This window comes from Jatrophihabitans endophyticus (assembly GCF_900129455.1).
In the GTDB taxonomy this organism is placed as follows: domain Bacteria; phylum Actinomycetota; class Actinomycetes; order Mycobacteriales; family Jatrophihabitantaceae; genus Jatrophihabitans; species Jatrophihabitans endophyticus.
In genome coordinates this window covers 592,240-612,211 of sequence record NZ_FQVU01000003.1, presented here as the reverse complement: position 1 = coordinate 612,211, position 19,972 = coordinate 592,240, and the positions used below count along the sequence as shown (strand labels likewise).

Here is a 19,972-nt window from a genome sequence, read left to right as displayed (position 1 = left end):
CGATGAGAGCGGTGATCCAGCGCGTCACCCGAGCCGAGGTGCGGGTCGTCGACCCCGCCGGCGGCGAGCAGGTCGTGGGCCGGATCGGCACCGGCCTCCTCGTGCTGGTGGGGGTCACCCACGGCGACACGGCTGCCCAGGCCCGCACGCTCGCGCACAAGGTGTACGGCCTGCGAATCCTGCGCGGGGAACGCAGCGTGGCCGGGACCGACGGCGCGGCGATCCTCGCCGTCAGCCAGTTCACGCTGTACGGCGACGCGCGCAAGGGAAGACGGCCCACCTGGGCGGCGGCCGCGCCCGGCGGCGTCGCCGAACCCCTGGTCGACGCCTTCGTCGGCGCCCTCCGCGACGAGGGAGCCCACGTCGAGACCGGTGTATTCGGCGCCGACATGCGGGTAGACCTCAGCAACGACGGCCCGACCACCCTCGTCCTCGAAGTCTGAGCCGGGCCTGAGCGGGTCGGCCGCCGCCACGGCGTCCGGGAACATCCGACCCCCACCCGACCGTTCGAACACATGACAGCGGGCACGTCGCCGGAACCGTCCGGTGATGCATCTGGTGCCCGCCACTCACTAGCTCCTTGAGGTGGTCCGAGAACGTGACAACGTCCCCCAGCGCACGCACCGCGAACCGCCGCGCGGCCACGGGCGAGTCGCGCGTCGCGACGCGCGGGCATCGCAGCACTCGCAAGTCCACGCAGCCCACGAACTCCACGCAGCCCGCGACCGCCGCCGGCGCGACGAACGACACCGACATCGCCGGCGACACCACGAACGAGACTGCCCACGACGCCGTGACCGGCGACGCGACCGGCTCGGGACGCTCCACCGGCCGCCCGGCCCGTCGCGGCCGGGCTGCGGCCGCCGGTTCGTCGGCCGCCGCGACGGCGAAGGTGACAGCCGCGACCACTCCCCCGTCGGCGAACGACGCGGGGGCCGGCGAGACCCCGACCCCGGCGCCGGCCCGCGGCCTCGACCTCGACGAGGTCGCCGCATCGGCCGACCTCGTGCGGGTCTACCTCAACGAGATCGGCAAGGTCGCCCTGCTCACCGCCGCCGACGAGGTCGAGCTGGCCAAGCGCATCGAGGCCGGCCTCTACGCGCAGCACCTGCTCGGTGGAGACGACCTGACGCCGGCCCGTCGCCGCGACCTGCGCGCGGTCATGATCGACGGCGAGCGCGCCAAGGATCACCTGCTGCGGGCGAACCTGCGCCTCGTGGTCTCGCTGGCCAAGCGCTACACCGGCCACGGCATGCCGTTCCTCGACCTCATCCAGGAAGGCAACCTGGGGCTGATCCGCGCGGTCGAGAAGTTCGACTACGCCAAGGGCTTCAAGTTCTCGACCTACGCGACGTGGTGGATCCGGCAGGCGATCAGCCGTGCGATGGCCGACCAGTCCCGCACGATCCGGCTGCCGGTGCACCTGGTGGAGCAGGTGAACAAGCTGCAGCGGATTCGGCGCGAGATGAGCCAGGAGCTCGGCCGCGAGGCGCACCACGCCGAGCTCGCCCACGAGCTGGACATCACCGAGGAGCGCGTGCGCGAGCTCATCGATCTCTCGCGCGACCTCGTGAGCCTGGACCAGACGGTCGGCGCCGACGACGACGCCTCGCTCGGCGACTTCATCGCCGACGAGCGATCGAGCTCGGCGGCCGAGACCGTCGTCGAGGGCGGGCTGATGCGCGCGCACCTGCAGGACGTGCTGGGCACGCTCGACGCCCGCGAGGCCGCGGTCGTGCGCATGCGCTACGGCCTGGACGGCAGCCAGCCCAAGACCCTCGACGAGATCGGCCGCGCGTTCAAGCTCTCCCGCGAGCGGATCCGCCAGATCGAGCGCGAGACGATGGCCAAGCTGCGCCACCCGTCGCGCTCGCAGGTGCTGCGCGACTACCTCGACGACTAGGGTTGTCAGGACACCCTCCGGCGCCAGCGGGTTCGGAATCCTCCGCTGCACCAGGCCGACGGCAGTGATTTCCGCAGGAGGCGGCCAGCCATGAGCCACCACAGCGAGCTCATCGACACCACCGAGATGTACCTGCGCACGGTGTTCGAGCTGGAGGAGGAGGGCGTCGTCCCACTGCGCGCGCGCATCGCCGAGCGGCTCGGGCAGAGCGGCCCGACGGTGAGCCAGACCGTCGCGCGCATGGAACGCGACGGCCTGCTGCACGTGGCCGACGACCGCCACCTGCAGCTCACCGAGCTGGGTCGGCGCGAGGCCACGGCCGTGATGCGCAAGCACCGGCTCGCCGAGCGTCTGCTCGTCGACGTGATCGGCCTCGACTGGGAGGACGTCCACATCGAGGCATGCCGGTGGGAGCACGTGATGAGCGAGGCGGTCGAGAAGCGCATCGTCGCGCTGCTGGAACGCCCGCTCGTGTGCCCGCACGGCAGCCCCATCCCCGGCCTGGACGAGCTGGGGATCGCCACCATCGAGGCCGAAGCCGACCAGCTGGTGACGCTGTCGGAGGCCGCGTCGGCCGAGCGCGTCGTCGAGGTCGACCGCATCAGCGAGATGCTGCAGCCCGACGCCGAGCTGTTGCACCGGCTCAGCGACGCGGGCATGCGTCCGGGGCACAAGGTCGCCGTCGCACCGGCCGGCGCCGGTGTCGAGGTGTGGGTGGACGACGGCCCGCGCTCGACCTTCGCACGCGTGGTCACCGACCACGTGTTCGTGCGCGTCTCCTGACCTCCCGGCCGCACCCCCGACGCTCCCCCCGCCGCCCGGCCTCGACGATCGCACCGACGGCGTCAGGCCGACCGGCGTAGCCGCGGGAACCGGCGCGGGTCGACGCCGCGCGACACCGCCGCCAGCAGCAGGTCCGCAGCGCCATAGGCGGGATCGGCGGCGAGCGCGCGCTCGGCGGCCATCCCCGCGAGCGCGCCGTTGCCGGCACGCCACGACGCCCAGCCGAACAGGAACAGCGGGGCTGCGTCGTACGGGCTCGGCAGCCGCCGGGCGAGGTCCCGCCACAGGCCGCGGCCGTCGAGCCGCCGGTCGTCGACGGCGAGCCACACGGCGTCGCGGACGCCCGGCTCCAGCAGGGCGACCGCGAAACGCGCGACCGTCGCCGCGGGAGGCGGCGCCGACGTCCGGTCGCCCGCGCGTGCGGCGGCGAACAGCGCGCGCTTGACCGAGCGCACGTGGCGCTCCGCGTGCGCGTCGAGCGTGGCGGCGACCAGGTCGTTCTCGGCGGCGGCGAGGGCGGGGTGCAGCGCCTCGCGGTCGGGATCGGGCAGCGGGGCCAGCAGCGCGGCCAGCGACTCACGGCCGGGCAGCGGCACGACGCCGTCGACCGTGGCCGCCGCGGCGAACGCCGACGGCGCGCTCGGCAGCGGACGCCCGGCGGGTGGGCAGCAGTCCGACCCGGCGCAGGCATAGGTCCACCACCGGCCGCGAGCCACCAGCAGGGCGTCGAGGAGCACGCACGGCAGCTCGGCCACCGTCTGCTCGGTGCGCTCGACGAGCACCGTCCACGGCAACGGCGACCTGCCCCGCGCCGCGCCCGGCATGACGACCCTCGCATCGTCGTCGAAGACGACAGGCGCGTCGTCGTCGAAGACGACGGCGACGAGCTCGACCGCGCCACCGTCGGCCATGCTCCCGATCGTCTGCGCGACCAGCGTCGCGCCGCGCCCGGCGTCGCCGCCCGCGGCGACGTCGTCGAGGTCGAGGCGGGCCGTGACGACGAGCTCGCCCGTGCGCAGCCCCACCAGGACCAGGCTGCGCCGGGGGTGGAAACCGAGCAGGTAGGGCACGGCCTGCGCGAGCTCACCCGGCCCGGCGATGCGCTGCATCACCCGGCTGGGACCGGACGCGTGACCGGAGCTGTCGCTGGATCGTCTCGTCATGGCGGCAGCGTGCCGCGATCGTCGGGCGGACTCGACGGTGACCGGGTCGCTGTGGACGGCGGACGAGGCTGTGGAGCGCGCGCCCGGATTCGTCGGCGGCATGTGCTAGCCGCCCTCGTCCCGGCGGCCGCCGGGTGCCCGTCGCCAGCGGCCGGTCGGGTGCAGCGCCGGTCGGGTGCAGCGCCGGTCAGTGCAGCGCGCCGGCCCGCCACAGCCGCGCGGCGGCGCCCAGCGAGGCCGCGGCGCGTTCGTTGCGATCGGCGAGCGCCGCGGGCTCCCCCGTGCGTTCCGGGGCGCCGGCGGCGACCGAGTCGCCCACGTTGCCCGTGCCACCCGAGTCGCCCGCGGCCCGGCGGCCGGTGGCGACGACGCGGAAGAAGGCGGCCGCGCGCTCCAGCGCGACGGCGAGGTCGCGCCGGTAGAGCCCGCCCAGGACCGCGTCGGCGAAGCGGCGCACGGCCTCCTCGTCGGCGTAGTCGGGGAGACCGGCCACCGCGGCGTCCGCCGGCGCGAGCGGCTCCCCGGTCCGCCACAGCCGGGTGACGCCGGCGCTGTCCCCGTGGCACCACTGCCGCAGCACGTACAGCGTCCACAGCGCCCCCGGCAGGCTCACCGGGTCGCTGTCGCGCCACAGCGCGGCGAGGGTGTCGAGCCCGACGTGGTCGGCGAGTGCGACGAAAAGGTCGTCGTCACCCGGCCCGCGGCCGGCGGTCACCACGGCCGCGGCCGTGGCCGCGGCGACCTCGGCGCGGGTGCTGGGCGAGGCGTCACCACCGGCGGCGTCGATCATCTCGGTGAGGTCGGCGAAGAGGGCCGGCCGATGGTGTCGGGGCGCGCCCCCGCGGGACTCCCCGCTCGTCATCGCACCGCCCTCGAACGGTTCGGGCCTCGCAGCACGTCGTCCACGATACGGCCCGATCGGTGTCGGCGCCGGGTGTGGCAGGTACCGTGGACAACGGCGTCGGCCCGATCCATGGCCCCCGGTCCCACAACTGCCGCCACGAGCGGCCTTCCGCCGAGAGGCGACCTGGCGGGTCGGCGTCACCACAACGTTCCACGCGGACGACAGCGCTGCGACGAGGGAAGAGCGACCGGTGGGTGACGGCAACGGCTGGGTGCGCTGCGCGTGCGGCAACACCCACTGGGGGCTGCACGGCGCGGCCGGCCTGCTCGTCACCAGCGGCGAGCGTGTCCTGTTGCAGCTGCGCGCGGGATGGACGCACAACGGCGGCACCTGGGCCCTGCCCGGCGGGGCACGCGACTCGCACGAGGACGCGCTGACCGCGGCGTTGCGCGAGGTACGGGAGGAGACCTCGCTCGACGTCGACACCGTCACCGTCTACGACGAGGTCGTCGACGAGCACGGCCCGTGGTCCTACACGACGATCCTGGCGCGCGCCGCCGCCCCCACCGAGGTCGCGGGGACGAACGACGAGAGCGAGGCCGTGCGCTGGTTCGCCGTCGACGACGTCGCCACGCTGCCGTTGCACTACGGCTTCGCGGCGACGTGGCCGGTGTTGCGCGAACGGCTGCCGGCGAGCGGGACGGACGCCGCCGGGTCCGAGCGGTGACGCTGCCGTAGCGTCCCGCGCGTGCATCTGCTGTTGCCGCCGAGCGAGGCTAAGACATCCGGCGGACGCGGCCGTCCGCTGCGGGCCCGGCCGGGCGACGGGCCGCTGGCCGACGCCCGCGCCGCGAGCCTGACCGCCCTGGCCGAGCTGGTCGCCGGTGCGCGCGAGGACGCCGCCCGCGCGCTGGTGCTGCCCGACGGGGTCGCCGCGGACGCGCTCGCCGCGAACGCCGCCGTCCGGGACTCCCCCACGACGCCGGCGCTGCGCCGCTACGCCGGCGTCGTCTACGACGGGCTGGCCTACTCGGCCTCGTCCGCGGCCGAGCAGCGCGTCGCCGGCCGCGCCGCCTGGGTGTTCTCCGGCCTGTTCGGCGTCGTGCGCGGCGACGAGGCGGTGCCCGACTACCGCGTCCCGGCCAAGGCGGTGCTGCCCGGCCTCGGCGTCGCCGGCACCTACTGGCGGCCGGTGCTGGACGTGGTCGTGCCCGGCCTGCTGCGGCGCGGGCTGGTCGTCGACCTCCGCTCCTCGGACTACGCGGCGATGTGGCGCCCGCGCGGTGAGCTCGCCGCCCGGACGGTGGCCGTGCGCGTGGTCTCGCCGACGCCCCGCGGGCCGGCCGTCGTCAGCTACACCAGCAAGTTCGGCAAGGGACGGCTCGCCGCCGAGCTGGTCCGCCGCGTCGCGGCCGGCGAGCGCGTGACGACCGGCGCGGACGTCGTCGCCGCATGGCTCGCCACCGGCGGGGTGGACGGCGTGGAGCGCCCGGACGGCGGGCTCGACCTGCACACCGCCTGACCGTCACCCGGGCGCGCCGCGGTGTTACCACCGGACGTCCGGACTGTCCCGTCCGCCCCGGGTGAAGCCGGCGTCGTGCCGTCGGTCACCATGTTCGGCATGCGACTGGACCACCTCTCCTACGTCGCCGGTCCGGAGGGGCTCGCGTCGTGCATGCAGCGCCTGGGCTCCACCCTGGGCGCGGCCTTCACCGACGGCGGCCTCCACCCGTCGTTCGGCACGCGCAACGTCGTCCTCCCCCTCGCCGACATGTGCTACCTGGAGATCGTCGCGGCGCTCGACCACCCGGCCGTCGACCGGGCCCCGTTCGGGCGTGCGGTGCGCGACCGCGCCGCCGCCGGCGGCGGCTGGCTGGCGTGGGCCATCCGCGTCGAGGACATCGCGCCGTTCGAGCAGCGGCTCGGTCGCCCGGCGGCACGGGGGCACCGCCGCCGTCCCGACGGCTTCGACCTGCGCTGGCACCAGATCGGCATCAACGACGTGACCGAGGACCCGCAGCTGCCGTTCTTCGCCGAGTGGGACATCCCCGACACCGAGCACCCCGCGTTCGGCGGCTCGGCGATCCGGCTCACCGGCCTCGAGATCGCCGGGGTCGAGTCCGTGGTCGACGGCTACATCGGGGTCTCGTCGCGCCAGCCGCTCGACGGCATCGGTGTCGAGTGGCTCTCGCCGTTCGACGGCGACCACGGCGTCGTGGCCGCGACGTTCGCGACGCCGCGCGGCGAGGTCCGCATCGACTGAACCAGGGCCGCATCGGCCGGCACGGCATAGTGAGGCCGTGCAGACGCTAGCCCTCGACTGGCAGCAGGCCGCGGTCCTCACCGGCGGCCTGGCCGCGGTGTCGGCCGGGCTCACCGTCGGCCGGCGCCGTGGCGCCGGCATCGGCCGGATCGCGCCGTTCGCCCGCGAGGCCACCCTCATCGGCGCGCTCTACACGCTCTGGCAGCTGGCGGGCACGCTCTCGCTGCTGGGGACGTCGGGGGCCTTCGCCCGTGCGAACTGGATCGAACGCACCGAGCGGGCGTGGCACCTGCCCGCCGAGGCGAGCGTGCAACGCGTCGTGACCGGCAACGACGTGGTCGCGCAGGCGGCCAACCTGTACTACGCGACGATGCACTTCAGCGTGCTGTTCGTGTTCCTGCTCTGGCTGTTCGTGCGGCACCGGGAGCACTACCGACCGGTGCGGCGGGTGCTTGCCCTGACGACCTTCGTCTGTCTCGCGATCCAGCTGCTGCCGGTGGCGCCACCCCGGCTGCTGCCCGGGTACGTCGACACCGCCGCGCAGTACGGCCAGTCGGTGTACGGCCTCGGCTTCGGCGCCGACCAGCTCTCGGCGATGCCGTCGGTGCACGTCGCGTGGGCCGCGCTCGTCGGCTGGTCGGTGTGGCGGCTCGGCCGCGGCCGCTGGCGCGCGCTCGGCCCCGTCCACACCGTCGTCACGGTCGTCGTCGTGGTGGCGACCGCCAACCACTTCTGGGCCGACGGCATCGTCGCGGTCGCGGTCCTGGCCGGCTGTGCCGCGCTCGAGCGTGGCGGGGTCGCGGCCCTCGAGCGGTGGCACCGCGCCCGTCGCGCCGAGCCGACGCCCGCGCTCCCCGGGAACGCCGCGACCACCACCCGCGCCTGCTGAGACACCGCTCTCGACCGTGGCCGCTCCCCCACGCGTGCGCCACGCACCGGGCCGGAGTTAGCTGGAGGTCATGGCAGACACCTTGAACGGCACGGTCGCCCTGGTGACCGGCGCCAGCAGCGGCATCGGCGAGGCGACCGCGGTCGACCTCGCGCGGCACGGGGCCGCGGTGGCGCTCGTCGCCCGGCGGCGCGACCGGCTCGACGCCCTCGCCGGCCGCATCGGCGACGCCGGCGGCACGGCCCTCGTGATCGAGGCCGACGTCGCGGACGAGAGCGCGGTCGGCGCCGCCGTCGCCCGCACGGTCGCCGAGCTGGGCCGGCTCGACACCGTCGTCGCCAACGCCGGCGTCATGCTGCTCGGCCCGGTCGCCGACGCGCCGACCGAGGAGTGGCGGCGCATGGTGAACCTCAACGTCCTCGGCCTGATGTACACCGCGCACGCGGCGCTGCCGCACCTGCTCGCCGCGGCCGAGGACGGCCCGCGCGGCGTCGGCGACCTCGTCCTCGTGAGCAGCGTCGCGGGCCGCGTCGCGCGCAACGGCAGCGGGGTCTACAACGCCACCAAGCACGCCGTGGGCGCCTTCGGCGAGGCGCTGCGCCAGGAGGTCACCCAGCGCCACGTCCGGGTCGCACTGGTGGAGCCCGGTGCCGTCGACACCGAGCTGGCCGGCCACAACCGGCCCGAGATCATGCCCTCGCTCGAGGCGCGGTTCGCCGACATGGAGCGGCTGGAGGCGATCGACATCGCCGAGGCGGTCTCGTTCGTCGTCACCCGCCCACGCCGCACCGCGATCAACGAGGTGCTCGTCCGCCCCACCGAGCAGCAGGGATGACCGACCGGCTCGAGACGACACCCGCCCAGCTGGGGCGGCAGATGTACCCCTGGCTCACCGCGTCGCTCATCCCCCGCGCGATCGCGTGGGTGTCGAGCGTGTCGGCCGACGGGGTCGACAACGTCGCGCCGCACTCGTTCACGACGGTCGTGGGCGTCGACCCGCCCACCCTGTGCTTCGTCTCGGTCGGCGAGAAGGACACGCTGCGCAACGTGCGGGCCACCGGCGAGTTCGTCCTCAACGTCGGCACCGAGAGCCTGCTGCACGCGATGAACGACTCGGCGACGAACTTCCCCGACGCGCTCAGCGAGTTCGACGAGGCCGGGTTGCAGCGCGAGCCGAGCGCGGTCGTCCGACCGCCGCGGGTGCGGGCCGCACCCGTCGCGTTCGAGTGTCGGGTCACCGGCGAGTACCCCGTGGGCAACTGCACGACCGTCTTCGGTGAGGTCGTCCACGTCGCCGCGCACCACGACGTCCTCGCCGCCGACGGCCTGCCGGACGCGGCGGCGCTCGCTCCGCTCGCACGCCTGGGTCGCAGCGAGTGGTCGCGGCTCGGCGACGTCACCTCGCTGGAGCGGATCCGCTTCGAGGACTGGACGGCGGGACGACGCAGCCGCCGCGACTGACCACCCGCACGGTCGCCGTCACCGCGGTCGTGGCCGGATGTCGCGGTGGGGCACGACCCGGCCGTTGAGCGGCAGGCAGGTGCGGACGAACTCCTCGCCGAAGGAGTTCAACCTGATGCTGCGTTGCACCAGCTTCGGCGCACGGCCCGCCTGCTTCATCGCGGCGGCGACCTTGGGCTGCGCCTCGATGACCTGGTATCGGTTGGGGTTGCGCACCTGCTCCTTGGAGAAGTCGATCAGCCCGAGGCGGCGCAGGTTGGTGAGGTACTGGTCGATGCGTTCGAGATTTCGCAGCCCGGCGTGCTCGGCGATCATGTTCATGCCGGCCGCGACGAGCTCGGAGCCGATGCCGAACGGCCGGTTGGTGCGGATGTCGAGCGACGGCTGCGGCCCCTCCAGGTAGACGAAGCGCAGGATGCGCGCCTCGTCCGGGGTGATCTCGGCGAGGATGCGCGCGAACGCGGGATGGGTGTCCTCGACGACGTGCACGTCGTTGCTGCGGCGCAGCAGGTCGCTGCCGCGACGCTGCAGATCGGCCGAGGTCGCATCCTGCGCGGCGCCGGCCGGTTCGGGCGCGGACGTGCCGGACAGCAGCGACGGTTGCAGACCCAGCGCCCGGAGCGCGACGCTGCGCAGGTCGGTCGCGGCCTCCTGCAGGATGGCGGTGGCCGGCTCGCCGGCCACCGCGCGACGCGCGACGTAGTTGGCGCTCGCGACGGTGGCGCCGATCGTCCAGCCGGCGACGTGCGCCGCGGAGATCGCGGCGACCCGCGCGATGCCCGGTGCGGCCCGGACCACGGTGGGGGTCTTGCGCACGAGGCGCGAGCCGCCCGGCAGCGGTCGCAGGTAGGGCCGCGGCCGGCGGGCGACGGTCCGGGCCCGGCCGGCACCGGCCACCTGACCGCCCGCCGTGGCACCCGGCGCCTGCTCGGACGACGGCTCGGCCGACGGCTCCGAGGTCGGCTCCGGGGACAGCTCGGGCGGCGGTGGCGGCCCGATCGGGACGCGGTCGGGCGAACCGGACGTGACGGGCCCCGCCGACGCGGGGGCGAGCCGCTCGGGCGCGTGGTCGGCGTGGTCCGGCCCGGGCACGCCGTCGCGGCCGGCCATCCCTCCCGCCGCGTCCGTCGGGCCGGACGACTTGTCGACCGGTGACGCGGCCGCCGGTGCCCCGGCGCCGGCGAACTCCCGGCGACTGCCGTCGTCGCTCACGCGCACTCCCCCTTCGCCGCCCGGCGCTCAGAGCCCGAAGATGCCCAGGTGCAGCAGCCCCGCGAACAGACCCAGCGCGCCGCCGTGAAAGAACAGTAGCCATTCGTCCTGCCGGATGGCCGAGCGGAGCATCTCGACGAAGTCGTCGGGGCCCATCTCACGCATCTGCTCGGAGATGAAGCGGTAGATCTTGACCGATTGCCGCTGGCTGAACTCGGCGTCGTTGAACGCGATCGGCGCGAACGCGGTGGCCTCGGTCGCGACCGAGGAGCGGATGTGGTCGTACTCGCGCGGCCCGATCGCGACCCGCACGGCGGCGCGCGCCGGCCCCACGGCCTTGTCGACCGCGGGACGCAGGGACTCTTCGAGCATCTGCAGGGTACGGTCGCTCCGCGGCCCGGTGAGCAGCTCGTTGCCGATGTTCTGCAAGGTGATGACACGGTTGGCCACCATCTCGGAGTACTTCTCGGTGACCTCGCCCTGCCGCTTGAGCATCAACCCCTGCTTCCAGGGCACCCACCAGCGCGGGAACGTCGGCTCGAAGATCATCGTGACGCCGATCCAGTTGACCACCCAGCCGATGACGATGCCGCCGAGCGGCAGCACCCACCACTGGTGCACGAGCTGGAGCACGCCGACGAGGACGAACCCCATGGGCAGCCCGAAGTAGAAGCCGAAGTTCTGCATGAACCGCAGTTCCTTGCGTCCCATGATCAGGAACAGCTCGTTGAGCAGCTCCGGATTCTGCACGAAGTAGCGGATCACCATGAGCTTGGCGTCGATCAGCTGGTCGACGTTCTCGCCGATCTCGTCGGTGATCGTGCGGATGATGCCCGGCAGCTGCGCCCGCACCCGCGCGAACACGGCCTCCTTGATGATCGGCGGGAGGTCGTGCCACAGCTGCGGGTTCTCCTGCTGCATGATCTGCTCGACGACGTCGCGGATCTCGGCCTGCGCGACCGCGGCCAGATGCTCGGCGATCTTGTCCGGCTCCAGCTCGCGGTAGAAGTCGGTGATGCTGCCGAGCTTGGCCAGCCCCTTGTCGACGCTGATGCTGGCCATCTTGTCCGCCCGCGACGGCACGATCCCCTGCCAGCCGAGCCGGCCGTCGAAGCGGATGAGCGGCAGGATCCGTACCCGTCGGGGCAGGTAGGGGAACAGCAGCCGCAGCCCCGGCACCCGCACGCCGTGGAAGGCGATCGGACGGAACAGCATGAGGACGCCGGTCCAGTTGGTGATGTAGCCGATGACGCCGGTGAACAGCGGGATGCTGATCAGGTCGATCAGCAACGTGTGATCCATCGACCATCCCCTCGCCGCTCCCCGTGGCGGTCGCCGCCATCTTCTCCCGGGACAGCGCGTCGCACCTAATCGGCGCCCGGTGACGGCCGTCCCACGCTCACCCGGACATCACGCCGCGCCCGCGTCACGTCCTCGCGGTCGCGAGAGCGGTCAGGCCGTCGCGGACGGCCCGGCTGGTGCGCGGAAGGTCGCCGGTGCCGAGCAGGTCGAGCAGGCAGCCGCGCAGCAGCGCCAGCGCGGCGGTGCGCTCGGCCCGCCCGGCCGCGGAGTCGCGCCGGCCGGGCGGCTGCGCCCGGGCGAGCGCGGCGAGCCAGTCGGCGGCGCTGCCGCGGGCGTAGTCGGCGAAGGCGCCCTCGGGCCGGCGCAGCGAGGTCGCGTAGCACTCGGCCCACAGCACGAGACGCTGCCGGTGCTGCGGCGCGGCGAGCCACAGCCACAGCTGGGCGGCGGCGTTCCCGAGACCCGGCTGCGGATCGAGCCGGGCGAGCACGGCGGCGTCGTCGGCCCGGGCCCGGTCGAGCAGGGCACGGACGAGTCCGTCGCGCGACCCGAACAGGAAGCGCAGGACGCCGGTGCTCGAGCCGATCGCCTCGGCCACCGGCCGCAGCGACAGGTCGGCGAGCCCGGCCCGGAGCACGTGGACGTAGGCGGCCTCGACGAGCTCGGCGCGACGCGGGGAGGACATGAGTCCATCCTGCCCCGGGTGACACGCCCGTGTCAGTCGGCGTGCCGGCGCTGCGCGCCGAGCGGCCGGACCGAGTCGGCCAGCAGCACCGCGACCGCGAGCAGCACCGACACCGAGACCAGCGCGCGCAGGACGGTGGCGTGATCGCCGAGGAAGCCCACGACCGGCGGGCCGGCCAGGAACGCGCAGTAGCCGATCGAGGCGACGACGCTGACCCGAGCGGCCGCGGCGCGGGGCTCGTCGGCGCCGGCGCTCATCCCCACCGGGAACCCCAGCGAGATGCCGCCGCCCCAGAGAACCGCACCGACGAACGCGGTGGCGAGCCCGGGACCGAGGACGAACAGCAGCGAGCCGAGCCCGCCGAGCGCGGCCAGCAGGCGGACGACGACGACGCGGCCGTACCGGTCGAGCAGCGCGGGGCCGAACCAGCGGCCGACCGTCATCGCGGCGAGGAACGTCGCGAATGCGAGGACCGCCACGGTGGGCGACGCCCCGTAGCCGTCGATGACCGCGACGTTGATCCAGTCGTTGCCGGTTCCCTCGGCGAAGGCGAAGGCCAGCACGAAGACCCCGACGAGCACCGTCCGCGGCTCCCGCCAGGCGGTCCGTACGCCCGTCCCGACAGCTCCGCCCGGCTCGCCGGGAGCCGCGCTCGCGCCGCCGGTCCCGTCGCCCGTGTCGGCTGTGTCGTCATCGGTCCCGTGATCGGGCAGGAAGCCGCGCACCTCGGCGGTGACGACGAGCGCGACGAGCAGACCGATGGTCGCGAGATGCGCGGTGGCAGGCACGTGCAGGGCGACGAGGCCGGCGCTGAGGAGGGCACCCGCCACCGTGCCCATGCTGAAACCGGCGTGGAAGCGCGACATGACCGAACGGCCGAGGCGGCGCTCGACCAACGCGCCCTGCACGTTCATGGCGACGTCCCAGAGGCCGTTGGCGACACCCAGGAAGTACAGCGCGGTCACCACCAGCCACACGCCGGCGACCCAGGCGAGCGCGACCAGGACGAGGGCGGCGCCGAAGAGCACGGCGGTGGCCTGCACGCAGCGGCGGGAACCGATGCGGGCCACCACCACGCCGGAGAGCGGCAGCGCGGTCACCGACCCGGCCGCGACGAAGAGCAGCACCAGCCCCAGCTCGGCGGGTGAGAGCGCCAGGTGATCGCGCAGCTGCGGGATCCGTGACGCCCAGCTGGCGAACGCGAAGCCGGAGCCGGCGAACGCGGCGTAGGTGGCGCGGGTGGCCCGCCCCACCGTGACGGTGTCGGTCACCGGCCGGCGGGGCCCGGTCCTGCGGGCCGGCGGCTAGGCATGGCCGAGCACGTTGACGACGGTGCCGGTGGCGTCGCGGAAGAAGAACCGGCGGACACCCCACTCCTCGTCGCGCAGCGGGTGCACGATCTCGAGGCCGGCGCTCACGGCCGCCGCGTGGGCGGCATCGACGTCGTCGACCTCGACGGAGACGTCCGGGTTCACCGGCGCGGTGGCGTCGCGGGTCATCAGGCTGAGCTGGGCGCGGCCCGAGTCGTCGGCGTAGGTGGCGATCCAGCCGTGGTTCATGACCTCGCGCAGGCCGAGCACGGTGACGAAGTGGTCGCGCGCGGTGCCGATGTCGGCGACCGTGACGATCGGGACGATGCGGATGGTGCGGGGCATGGCGCCACTCTCGCAGGCACCCGGGACAATGCCGGGGTGCGCAACGGTGACGTGTCGTTCTGGCAGCACGACCTCGGCAGCCCGGCCCGGCGCGCCCCGCTGGCGGGTGACGACCGGTGCGACGTCGCGATCGTCGGCGGCGGGCTGACCGGGCTGTGGAGCGCGTATTACCTCGCCGCCGCCCGTCCCGACCTCGACGTGCGGATCGTCGAGCGCCGCTTCGCCGGGTACGGGGCGTCCGGGCGCAACGGCGGTTGGCTGTCGGCGGAGCTGTCCGGTTCGCGCGAGCGCTACGCGGCGGCGCACGGTCGCGCGGCCGTCGTGTCGCTGCTCGCGGCCATGCGCGAGGCGGTGGACGAGGTGATCGACGTGGCGGCGAGCGAGGGCATCGACGCCGACATCGTCAAGGCGGGCACCTACGTCGTCGCCCGCAACCGGGCTCAGCTGGCGCGGCTGCACGCCGACGTCGCGTGGCAGCGCGACTGGGGCGCGACCGACGCCGACGTCCGCGTGCTCGATGCCGCCGAGCTCGACGGCGAGCTGCGGGTGGCCGGCGCCCGGGCCGCCACCTTCACGCCGCACTGCGCGCGGGTGCACCCGGCGAAGCTGGTGCGCGGCGTGGCGGCGGCCGTCGAACGCCGGGGCGTGACGATCCACGAGGGGACGACGGCGCTCGCCGTCGAGGCGGGCGCGGTCCGCACCGACCGCGGGACGCTGCGCGCCCGTCACGTGCTGCGCTGTCTGGAAGGGTTCACCGCGGGCCTGCCCGGCGCCCGGCGCGAGTGGCTGCCCATGAACAGCTCGATGATCGTCACCGCTGCACTGCCCGCGGACGTCCGCGCCGCCATCGGCTGGCGCGACCCGGCCACGCTCGGCGACTTCGCGCACGCCTACGTCTACGCCCAGCTCACCGCCGACGGCCGGATAGCCCTCGGCGGCCGCGGCAACCCGTACCGGTTCGGCTCCCGCACCGACGTCGACGGCCGTACGCAGCCCGGCACCGTCGCGGCGCTGACGGCGATGCTGCACGACCTCTTCCCGGCGACGGCGGGCGTCGCGGTCGAGCATGCGTGGTGCGGCGTCCTCGGCGTCCCCCGGGACTGGTGCACGACGGTCGCCTACGACGCGGGCACCGGGCTCGGGACCGCGGGCGGTTACGTCGGCAACGGACTGACGACGACCAACCTCGCCGGCCGCACGCTCGCCGACCTGGTGCTCGGCCGCGAGACCGCGCTGACCGGGCTGGCGTGGGTCGGTCGCGACGTCCGTCGGTGGGAACCGGAGCCCCTGCGGTGGCAGGGCGTGCAGGGCATGTACGCGCTGTACCGCACCGCCGACCGGCGCGAGCGCCGACCCGGCTCGCGCGAGACGAGCCGCTGGGCACGGGTCGCCGACCGCCTCTCGGGCCGCTGATCGTCAGGCCGCGTGCCGGTCACGGGTCCGCGCGCCGAGCAGCGCCACCACCACGCCGAGGACGGCCCAGGCGACCAGCACCGCGAGGTGACCGCCGATGCCGGCGCCGTCGAAGTACGCGATCCGGCGCACGGCGTCGGTGCCGGCCCCGTTGGGCAACGCGGTGCCGATGACCCGCCAGAACGCCGGGAGCAGGTCGGGCTGGAACGCGCCGCCGGCGCTCGGGTTGCCCAGCACCACGAACAGCGCGACGGCCGCACCGATGCCCAGCACGCCGAAGAGCGCCTGGAGGGCGATCGTCGCGGTGCCGGCGGCCAGGACCACGAGCGTGCCCAGCCCCCACAGCGCCAGCAGGTGACCGTCCAGGGCACCGAGGACCGGCCCCACGATGATTGCGCCGCCGAGGCCGGACAGGATCGCGTACGGCACGAGCGCGCCGAGCCGGATCGCGGCGCGGCGGCGCGTGGCGGGTCGTGACCCGTTCGCCACCCCCAGCAGCGAGGCCACGAGGTAGCCGCCCACCATCCACCCGACGACGAGGTAGAAGCCGGTGAGGCCGCGCGCGTCACCCGCCTGCAGCGGCACGATGTCGGCGGTGGTGACGGAGCGCTGCTGCGCCTGTTCGACCCGGGCCACGACGTCCTCGACCGCGGTCACCACGCCCGAGCCGCCGCCCGAGGCCACCAGCAGCCGGTCGGTGGTCGAGTCGGGCGAGACGACGAGCGCCGCACTGGCGTCACCGTCGCGGACCTGCTCGCGGGCGGCCGCCTCACCGGCGACGACGTGCACGGCCAGCGGCTGCCCGGCCAGACCGTCCAGCGCTCGGGCGAGGGCGGGCGCCTGCTGGGCCGGCGCGACGAGCGCGACCTGCACCCGGTGCGGCGTGGGGTGGTGGAAGGCGCCGACGTAGGACAGCACGAAGCCCAGCTGCAGCAGCAGGACGCCGACCACCAGGGCGAACGCGCGCGGCGTGACGGCGTCGCGGAGCTCCGTGCGGACGGTCCGAACGGCCATGACGACCTCCGTAAGAGAATGACTGTGTTCATTTTTGATCGTACTCCGGTTTGCCCAGGGGACCGCGACTCGGGAACGGTGACAGCCATGACAGCCCGCTCCGCGTCACCCCCGCCCCGGCCCGCCCCCGGACAGGGGCGTCGCGAGCGGAACAAGGCCGACAAGCGCCAGCGCATCTTCGCCGCCGCCGACCGGCTTTTCGCCGAGCTGGGGTACACCGCCGTCACGACCGCACAGATCGCCGACGAGGCCGACGTGGGCACCGGCACGGTCTTCCGGTACTTCGCCAGCAAGGCCGACCTGCTCGTCGAGGTCATGAGCGACAAGCTGCGCGTCGGTCGCGAGCACGCCCTCGAGCTCGCCGACGCGGGCGCGGACCCGGTCGAGGCGATCCTCGCGCTGGTGGAGCCGCTCGTGCTCGCCGGCGCGACCCATCCCGAGAACACCGCGGTCTACCACCGCGAGGCCCTGTTCGCGCCGGCGCCGGAGGTGCGCCGCCGCACCCGCGAGGTCGCCGAGCTCGAGGACGCGATCGACGCGATCCTCTCCCGGGGCACGGCCGCGCCCGAGGCCGCGCGCCGGATGACCGCTCACGCCGTCTACGCCACCCTGTTCGTCGACGTCGTGCGCGTGACGGTCGACGCCACCGCGCCCGATGCGGCCGCGCTGACCGACACCCTCCGCCGCCACGTGACCTTCCTGCTGTCACGGCTGCTGCCGGCGAGCGCCGACGACGCCGTGGCCGGGCGGAAATAGGACGGCCCCGGCGTGCGTTCCGTCGCATGTCCGATGTAATTGCACGAGCAACTATTGGCGGTCACGATGCAGTTCGGCGTCTTCTCGGTCAGCGACATCACCACCGACCCCACGACCGGTCGCACCCCCGGCGAGGGCGAACGGCTGCAGGCCGTGCTGGCCATCGCGAGGAAGGCCGAGGAGGTCGGGCTGGACGTCTTCGCCCTCGGTGAGCACCACAACCCGCCGTTCTTCTCCTCCTCCCCCACCACCACGCTCGCGTTCCTCGCCGCGCAGACCGACCGGCTGCTGCTCTCGACCGCCACGACGCTCATCACGACGAACGATCCGGTCAAGATCGCCGAGGACTACGCAATGCTGTAGCACCTGGCCGGCGGGCGCGTCGACCTGATGCTCGGCCGCGGCAACACCGGCCCGGTGTACCCGTGGTTCGGGCAGGACATCCGCGACGGCATCGAGCTCGCCGTCGAGAACTACGCGCTGCTGCGCCGGTTGTGGCACGAGGACGTCGTCGACTGGGAGGGGCGCTTCCGTACCCCGCTGCAGGGCTTCACCTCGACACCGCGGCCGCTCGACGGCGTCGCGCCCTTCGTCTGGCACGGCTCGATCCGCAGCCCACAGATCGCCGAGCAGGCGGCGTACTACGGCGACGGGTTCTTCCACAACCACATCTTCTGGCCGAAGAGCCACACGCAGCGGATGGTCGAGTTCTACCGGCAACGCTTCGAGCACTACGGGCACGGCACGGCCGACCAGGCGATCGTCGGCCTGGGTGGGCACATCTTCGTGCGGCGCAACAGTCAGGACGCGGTACGCGAGTTCCGTCCGTACTTCGACAACGCGCCGGTCTACGGCCACGGCCCGTCGCTGGAGGAGTTCGCGCGCGAGACCCCGCTGACCGTCGGCAGCCCGCAGCAGGTCATCGACCGCACCCTGGGCTTCCGCGACTACGTGGGCGACTACCAGCGTCAGCTCTTCCTGGTCGACCACGCCGGCCTGCCGCTCAAGACCGTCCTGGAACAGCTGGACATCCTGGGCGAGGAGGTCGTGCCCGTCCTGCGCCGGGAGTTCGCGGCGCGCAAGCCCGCTCACGTCCCCGACGCCCCGACCCACTCGTCGCTGGTGACGACGGCACGGGCGGTCGAACCGGAAGCGGCCACACGATGACCGCGCGCACGCTCGCCGTCGTCAGCGCCGGACTGTCCACGCCGAGCTCCACCCGGCTGCTGGCCGACCGACTGTCCGCGGCGTCGGTAGCGGCGCTGCGGTCGGCGGGCGACGACCCCACGGTCCAGGTCGTCGAATTGCGCGATCACGCGCGAAATCTCGCCGACAACCTGGTCACCGGCTTCGCCGACGGGACGCTGCAGCCGGTCATCGACTCGGTCACGTCGGCCGACGGCCTCATCGTCGTCACGCCGGTGTTCTCCGGGTCCTACAGCGGGCTGTTCAAGACGTTCTTCGACGTGCTGCCCCGCGACGCGCTGGCGGGCAAGCCCGTCCTCGCCGCCGCGACCGGCGGCACCGCCCGTCACTCTCTCGCGCTCGACTACGCGGTGCGACCGCTGCTGACCCACCTGCGCGCGGCGACCGTCCCCACCGCGGTCTTCGCCGCCCCGGAGGACTGGGCGGGCGCCGAGGCGCTGCGTCCACGAGTCGAGCGGGCGGCCGCCGAACTCGCCGGACTCGTGGCGGGCACGCGGCACGCGCCGGACGGATCACCGGACGGATCGCCGGTCGACCCGCCGCTCGACGGGCCGTTCGGTGGCACGCCGCCGTTCGCGCAGTTGCTCGGCCAGGGCTGACCACGCCGATCGGTCGACGGACGCCGCGCGGGCGGCTCGGCGTGGACGGGCCGCCGCGCGACGGGAAGAGTGGAGGACGTGACCGACCGCGACACCGGGTTCGCCGAGCAGTTCGCACGCTGCCTGCAGGAGGCGGAGCGCGAGTTCGGCGACGACGCGGCGCTGCGGCCCAGCTGTCTCGCCCGCGCCGCGCGCGATGTGCTCCCGGTCGCCGGCGTGGGCCTCGGGCTGGCCCGCGACGGCGAGCAGATCCCGCTCGGAGCGAGTGACGGCGTCGCCGCGCTCGCCGAGCGACTGCAGTACACGCTCGGCGACGGGCCGGGCTGGGAGTCCACCCGCAACGGTCAGCCACTGGCCGCCGACCACGAGGCGATCCACCGCCGCTGGTCGGTCTTCGCCGACCAGCTCTTCGCCCGCACGCCCTACCGCGCGGTGCTCAGCCTGCCGCTGCCGGCCTTCCCCGACCGGCTCTTCGGCGCCGATCTCTACCTCACCGACGAGACCGCGCTCGCGACCGTCCCGTTCGCCGACGTCGCGACCACGATGGAGCTGCTGGTCGCCGGGCTGCGGCCGGCGAGCGACACCGACCTCCTGGCCAGCCCCGCCGCCGCGGCGCGGCACACGGTGTGGGTCGCCGCCGGGATGACGATGGGACGGCACGCCCTCGACGGCCGCGACGCACTCGACCTGCTCCGCGCGCACAGCATCGCCCACGACCTCGTGCTGGACGAGCTGGCCCGCCGCATCGTGGCCCGCGAGATCGACGTCCCCGCCCTCGAGGAGGCGGTCGACGGCGACTGAGCCGCCCTGGCGCAGCGAGCCGG

General features: G+C 74.3%; 21 protein-coding genes and 1 pseudogene. 14 read left to right on the top strand and 8 right to left on the bottom strand.

The features are described 5' to 3' along the window. The first annotated feature begins 2 nt into the window (after positions 1 to 2). The 3 genes from dtd to BUE29_RS13020 all read left to right on the top strand — a co-directional run bounded on the left by dtd (position 3) and on the right by BUE29_RS13020 (position 2,686). Positions 3 to 443, top strand: a complete 441-nt coding sequence (dtd, locus tag BUE29_RS13030) for a D-aminoacyl-tRNA deacylase (RefSeq protein ID WP_073390743.1) — start codon at positions 3 to 5, stop codon at positions 441 to 443. 155 nt (positions 444 to 598) lie between these two features. Further along, a complete protein-coding gene (sigB, locus tag BUE29_RS13025; RefSeq protein ID WP_327077577.1) occupies positions 599 to 1,903 on the top strand; it encodes an RNA polymerase sigma factor SigB in 1,305 nt (434 codons plus the stop codon). Positions 1,904 to 1,993: 90 nt separating this feature from the next. Continuing rightward, positions 1,994 to 2,686, top strand: coding sequence for an iron-dependent transcriptional repressor DtxR (locus tag BUE29_RS13020; RefSeq protein WP_073390742.1), 693 nt, complete (start codon positions 1,994 to 1,996; stop codon positions 2,684 to 2,686). Positions 2,687 to 2,748: 62 nt separating this feature from the next. Here BUE29_RS13020 and BUE29_RS13015 read toward each other — a convergent pair whose 3' ends face one another. Together BUE29_RS13015 and BUE29_RS13010 are read right to left on the bottom strand one after the other, a co-directional pair. Continuing rightward, entirely contained in the window at positions 2,749 to 3,849 is a 1,101-nt protein-coding gene (locus BUE29_RS13015) for a DUF4192 domain-containing protein (protein WP_159440873.1), read from the bottom strand. A 187-nt stretch (positions 3,850 to 4,036) separates the two neighbouring features. Continuing rightward, complete coding sequence (locus BUE29_RS13010) at positions 4,037 to 4,711, bottom strand: hypothetical protein (RefSeq protein WP_143168167.1); 675 nt, start codon at positions 4,709 to 4,711, stop codon at positions 4,037 to 4,039. A 232-nt stretch (positions 4,712 to 4,943) separates the two neighbouring features. Between BUE29_RS13010 and BUE29_RS13005 the strand changes: the two genes are divergently transcribed. The 6 genes from BUE29_RS13005 to BUE29_RS12980 all read left to right on the top strand — a co-directional run bounded on the left by BUE29_RS13005 (position 4,944) and on the right by BUE29_RS12980 (position 9,306). After that, positions 4,944 to 5,420, top strand: coding sequence for an NUDIX hydrolase (locus tag BUE29_RS13005; RefSeq protein ID WP_073390740.1), 477 nt, complete (start codon positions 4,944 to 4,946; stop codon positions 5,418 to 5,420). A gap of 21 nt (positions 5,421 to 5,441) precedes the next feature. After that, the gene (gene yaaA, locus BUE29_RS13000; protein ID WP_073390739.1) at positions 5,442 to 6,215 is read left to right on the top strand and encodes a peroxide stress protein YaaA; all 774 of its coding nucleotides are present in this window, start codon (positions 5,442 to 5,444) and stop codon (positions 6,213 to 6,215) included. Between the two features lie 99 nt (positions 6,216 to 6,314). Next, positions 6,315 to 6,956, top strand: coding sequence for a VOC family protein (locus BUE29_RS12995; protein WP_073391146.1), 642 nt, complete (start codon positions 6,315 to 6,317; stop codon positions 6,954 to 6,956). A 37-nt stretch (positions 6,957 to 6,993) separates the two neighbouring features. Then, positions 6,994 to 7,845, top strand: a complete 852-nt coding sequence (locus tag BUE29_RS12990; protein WP_073390738.1) for a phosphatase PAP2 family protein — start codon at positions 6,994 to 6,996, stop codon at positions 7,843 to 7,845. Between the two features lie 70 nt (positions 7,846 to 7,915). Continuing rightward, complete coding sequence (locus tag BUE29_RS12985) at positions 7,916 to 8,680, top strand: SDR family NAD(P)-dependent oxidoreductase (protein ID WP_073390737.1); 765 nt, start codon at positions 7,916 to 7,918, stop codon at positions 8,678 to 8,680. Then, positions 8,677 to 9,306, top strand: a complete 630-nt coding sequence (locus BUE29_RS12980; RefSeq protein WP_073390736.1) for a flavin reductase family protein — start codon at positions 8,677 to 8,679, stop codon at positions 9,304 to 9,306. Before BUE29_RS12985 ends, BUE29_RS12980 begins: the two co-directional genes overlap by 4 nt. Positions 9,307 to 9,324: 18 nt before the next feature. Here the strand turns inward: BUE29_RS12980 and BUE29_RS12975 are convergent, their stop codons facing one another. The 5 genes from BUE29_RS12975 to BUE29_RS12955 form a co-directional block, all read right to left on the bottom strand. After that, entirely contained in the window at positions 9,325 to 10,518 is a 1,194-nt protein-coding gene (locus tag BUE29_RS12975; protein WP_143168166.1) for an Abi-alpha family protein, read from the bottom strand. Between the two features lie 27 nt (positions 10,519 to 10,545). Continuing rightward, positions 10,546 to 11,820: a hypothetical protein gene (locus BUE29_RS12970; protein ID WP_073390735.1), complete on the bottom strand. Its 1,275-nt coding sequence runs from the start codon at positions 11,818 to 11,820 to the stop codon at positions 10,546 to 10,548. A gap of 124 nt (positions 11,821 to 11,944) precedes the next feature. Then, positions 11,945 to 12,505 (bottom strand): TetR/AcrR family transcriptional regulator, encoded by a 561-nt coding sequence (locus BUE29_RS12965; RefSeq protein ID WP_073390734.1) that lies wholly within the window; start codon positions 12,503 to 12,505, stop codon positions 11,945 to 11,947. Positions 12,506 to 12,537: 32 nt separating this feature from the next. Next, entirely contained in the window at positions 12,538 to 13,776 is a 1,239-nt protein-coding gene (locus BUE29_RS12960; RefSeq protein ID WP_073390733.1) for an MFS transporter, read from the bottom strand. Positions 13,777 to 13,809: 33 nt separating this feature from the next. Next, positions 13,810 to 14,160 (bottom strand): VOC family protein, encoded by a 351-nt coding sequence (locus tag BUE29_RS12955; protein ID WP_073390732.1) that lies wholly within the window; start codon positions 14,158 to 14,160, stop codon positions 13,810 to 13,812. Positions 14,161 to 14,196: 36 nt separating this feature from the next. Between BUE29_RS12955 and BUE29_RS12950 the strand changes: the two genes are divergently transcribed. Continuing rightward, a complete protein-coding gene (locus BUE29_RS12950; protein ID WP_073390731.1) occupies positions 14,197 to 15,573 on the top strand; it encodes an NAD(P)/FAD-dependent oxidoreductase in 1,377 nt (458 codons plus the stop codon). A gap of 3 nt (positions 15,574 to 15,576) precedes the next feature. Here the strand turns inward: BUE29_RS12950 and BUE29_RS12945 are convergent, their stop codons facing one another. Continuing rightward, positions 15,577 to 16,587, bottom strand: a complete 1,011-nt coding sequence (locus BUE29_RS12945) for an ABC transporter permease (RefSeq protein WP_073390730.1) — start codon at positions 16,585 to 16,587, stop codon at positions 15,577 to 15,579. An 87-nt stretch (positions 16,588 to 16,674) separates the two neighbouring features. On the opposite strand from BUE29_RS12945, the gene BUE29_RS12940 reads away from it, so the two are divergent. The 4 genes and pseudogenes from BUE29_RS12940 to BUE29_RS12925 all read left to right on the top strand — a co-directional run bounded on the left by BUE29_RS12940 (position 16,675) and on the right by BUE29_RS12925 (position 19,949). Continuing rightward, positions 16,675 to 17,343, top strand: coding sequence for a TetR/AcrR family transcriptional regulator (locus tag BUE29_RS12940; RefSeq protein ID WP_073390729.1), 669 nt, complete (start codon positions 16,675 to 16,677; stop codon positions 17,341 to 17,343). A 66-nt stretch (positions 17,344 to 17,409) separates the two neighbouring features. Continuing rightward, positions 17,410 to 18,510, top strand: a pseudogene (locus tag BUE29_RS12935) (LLM class flavin-dependent oxidoreductase). After that, positions 18,507 to 19,148 carry an FMN reductase gene (locus BUE29_RS12930; protein WP_073390728.1) on the top strand — a complete coding sequence of 214 codons (642 nt, stop codon included), beginning with the start codon at positions 18,507 to 18,509 and terminating at the stop codon, positions 19,146 to 19,148. The pseudogene BUE29_RS12935 and the gene BUE29_RS12930 overlap by 4 nt, the downstream one beginning before the upstream one ends. A 78-nt stretch (positions 19,149 to 19,226) precedes the next feature. Next, positions 19,227 to 19,949, top strand: a complete 723-nt coding sequence (locus BUE29_RS12925; protein ID WP_143168164.1) for an ANTAR domain-containing protein — start codon at positions 19,227 to 19,229, stop codon at positions 19,947 to 19,949. Positions 19,950 to 19,972 lie beyond the last annotated feature (23 nt).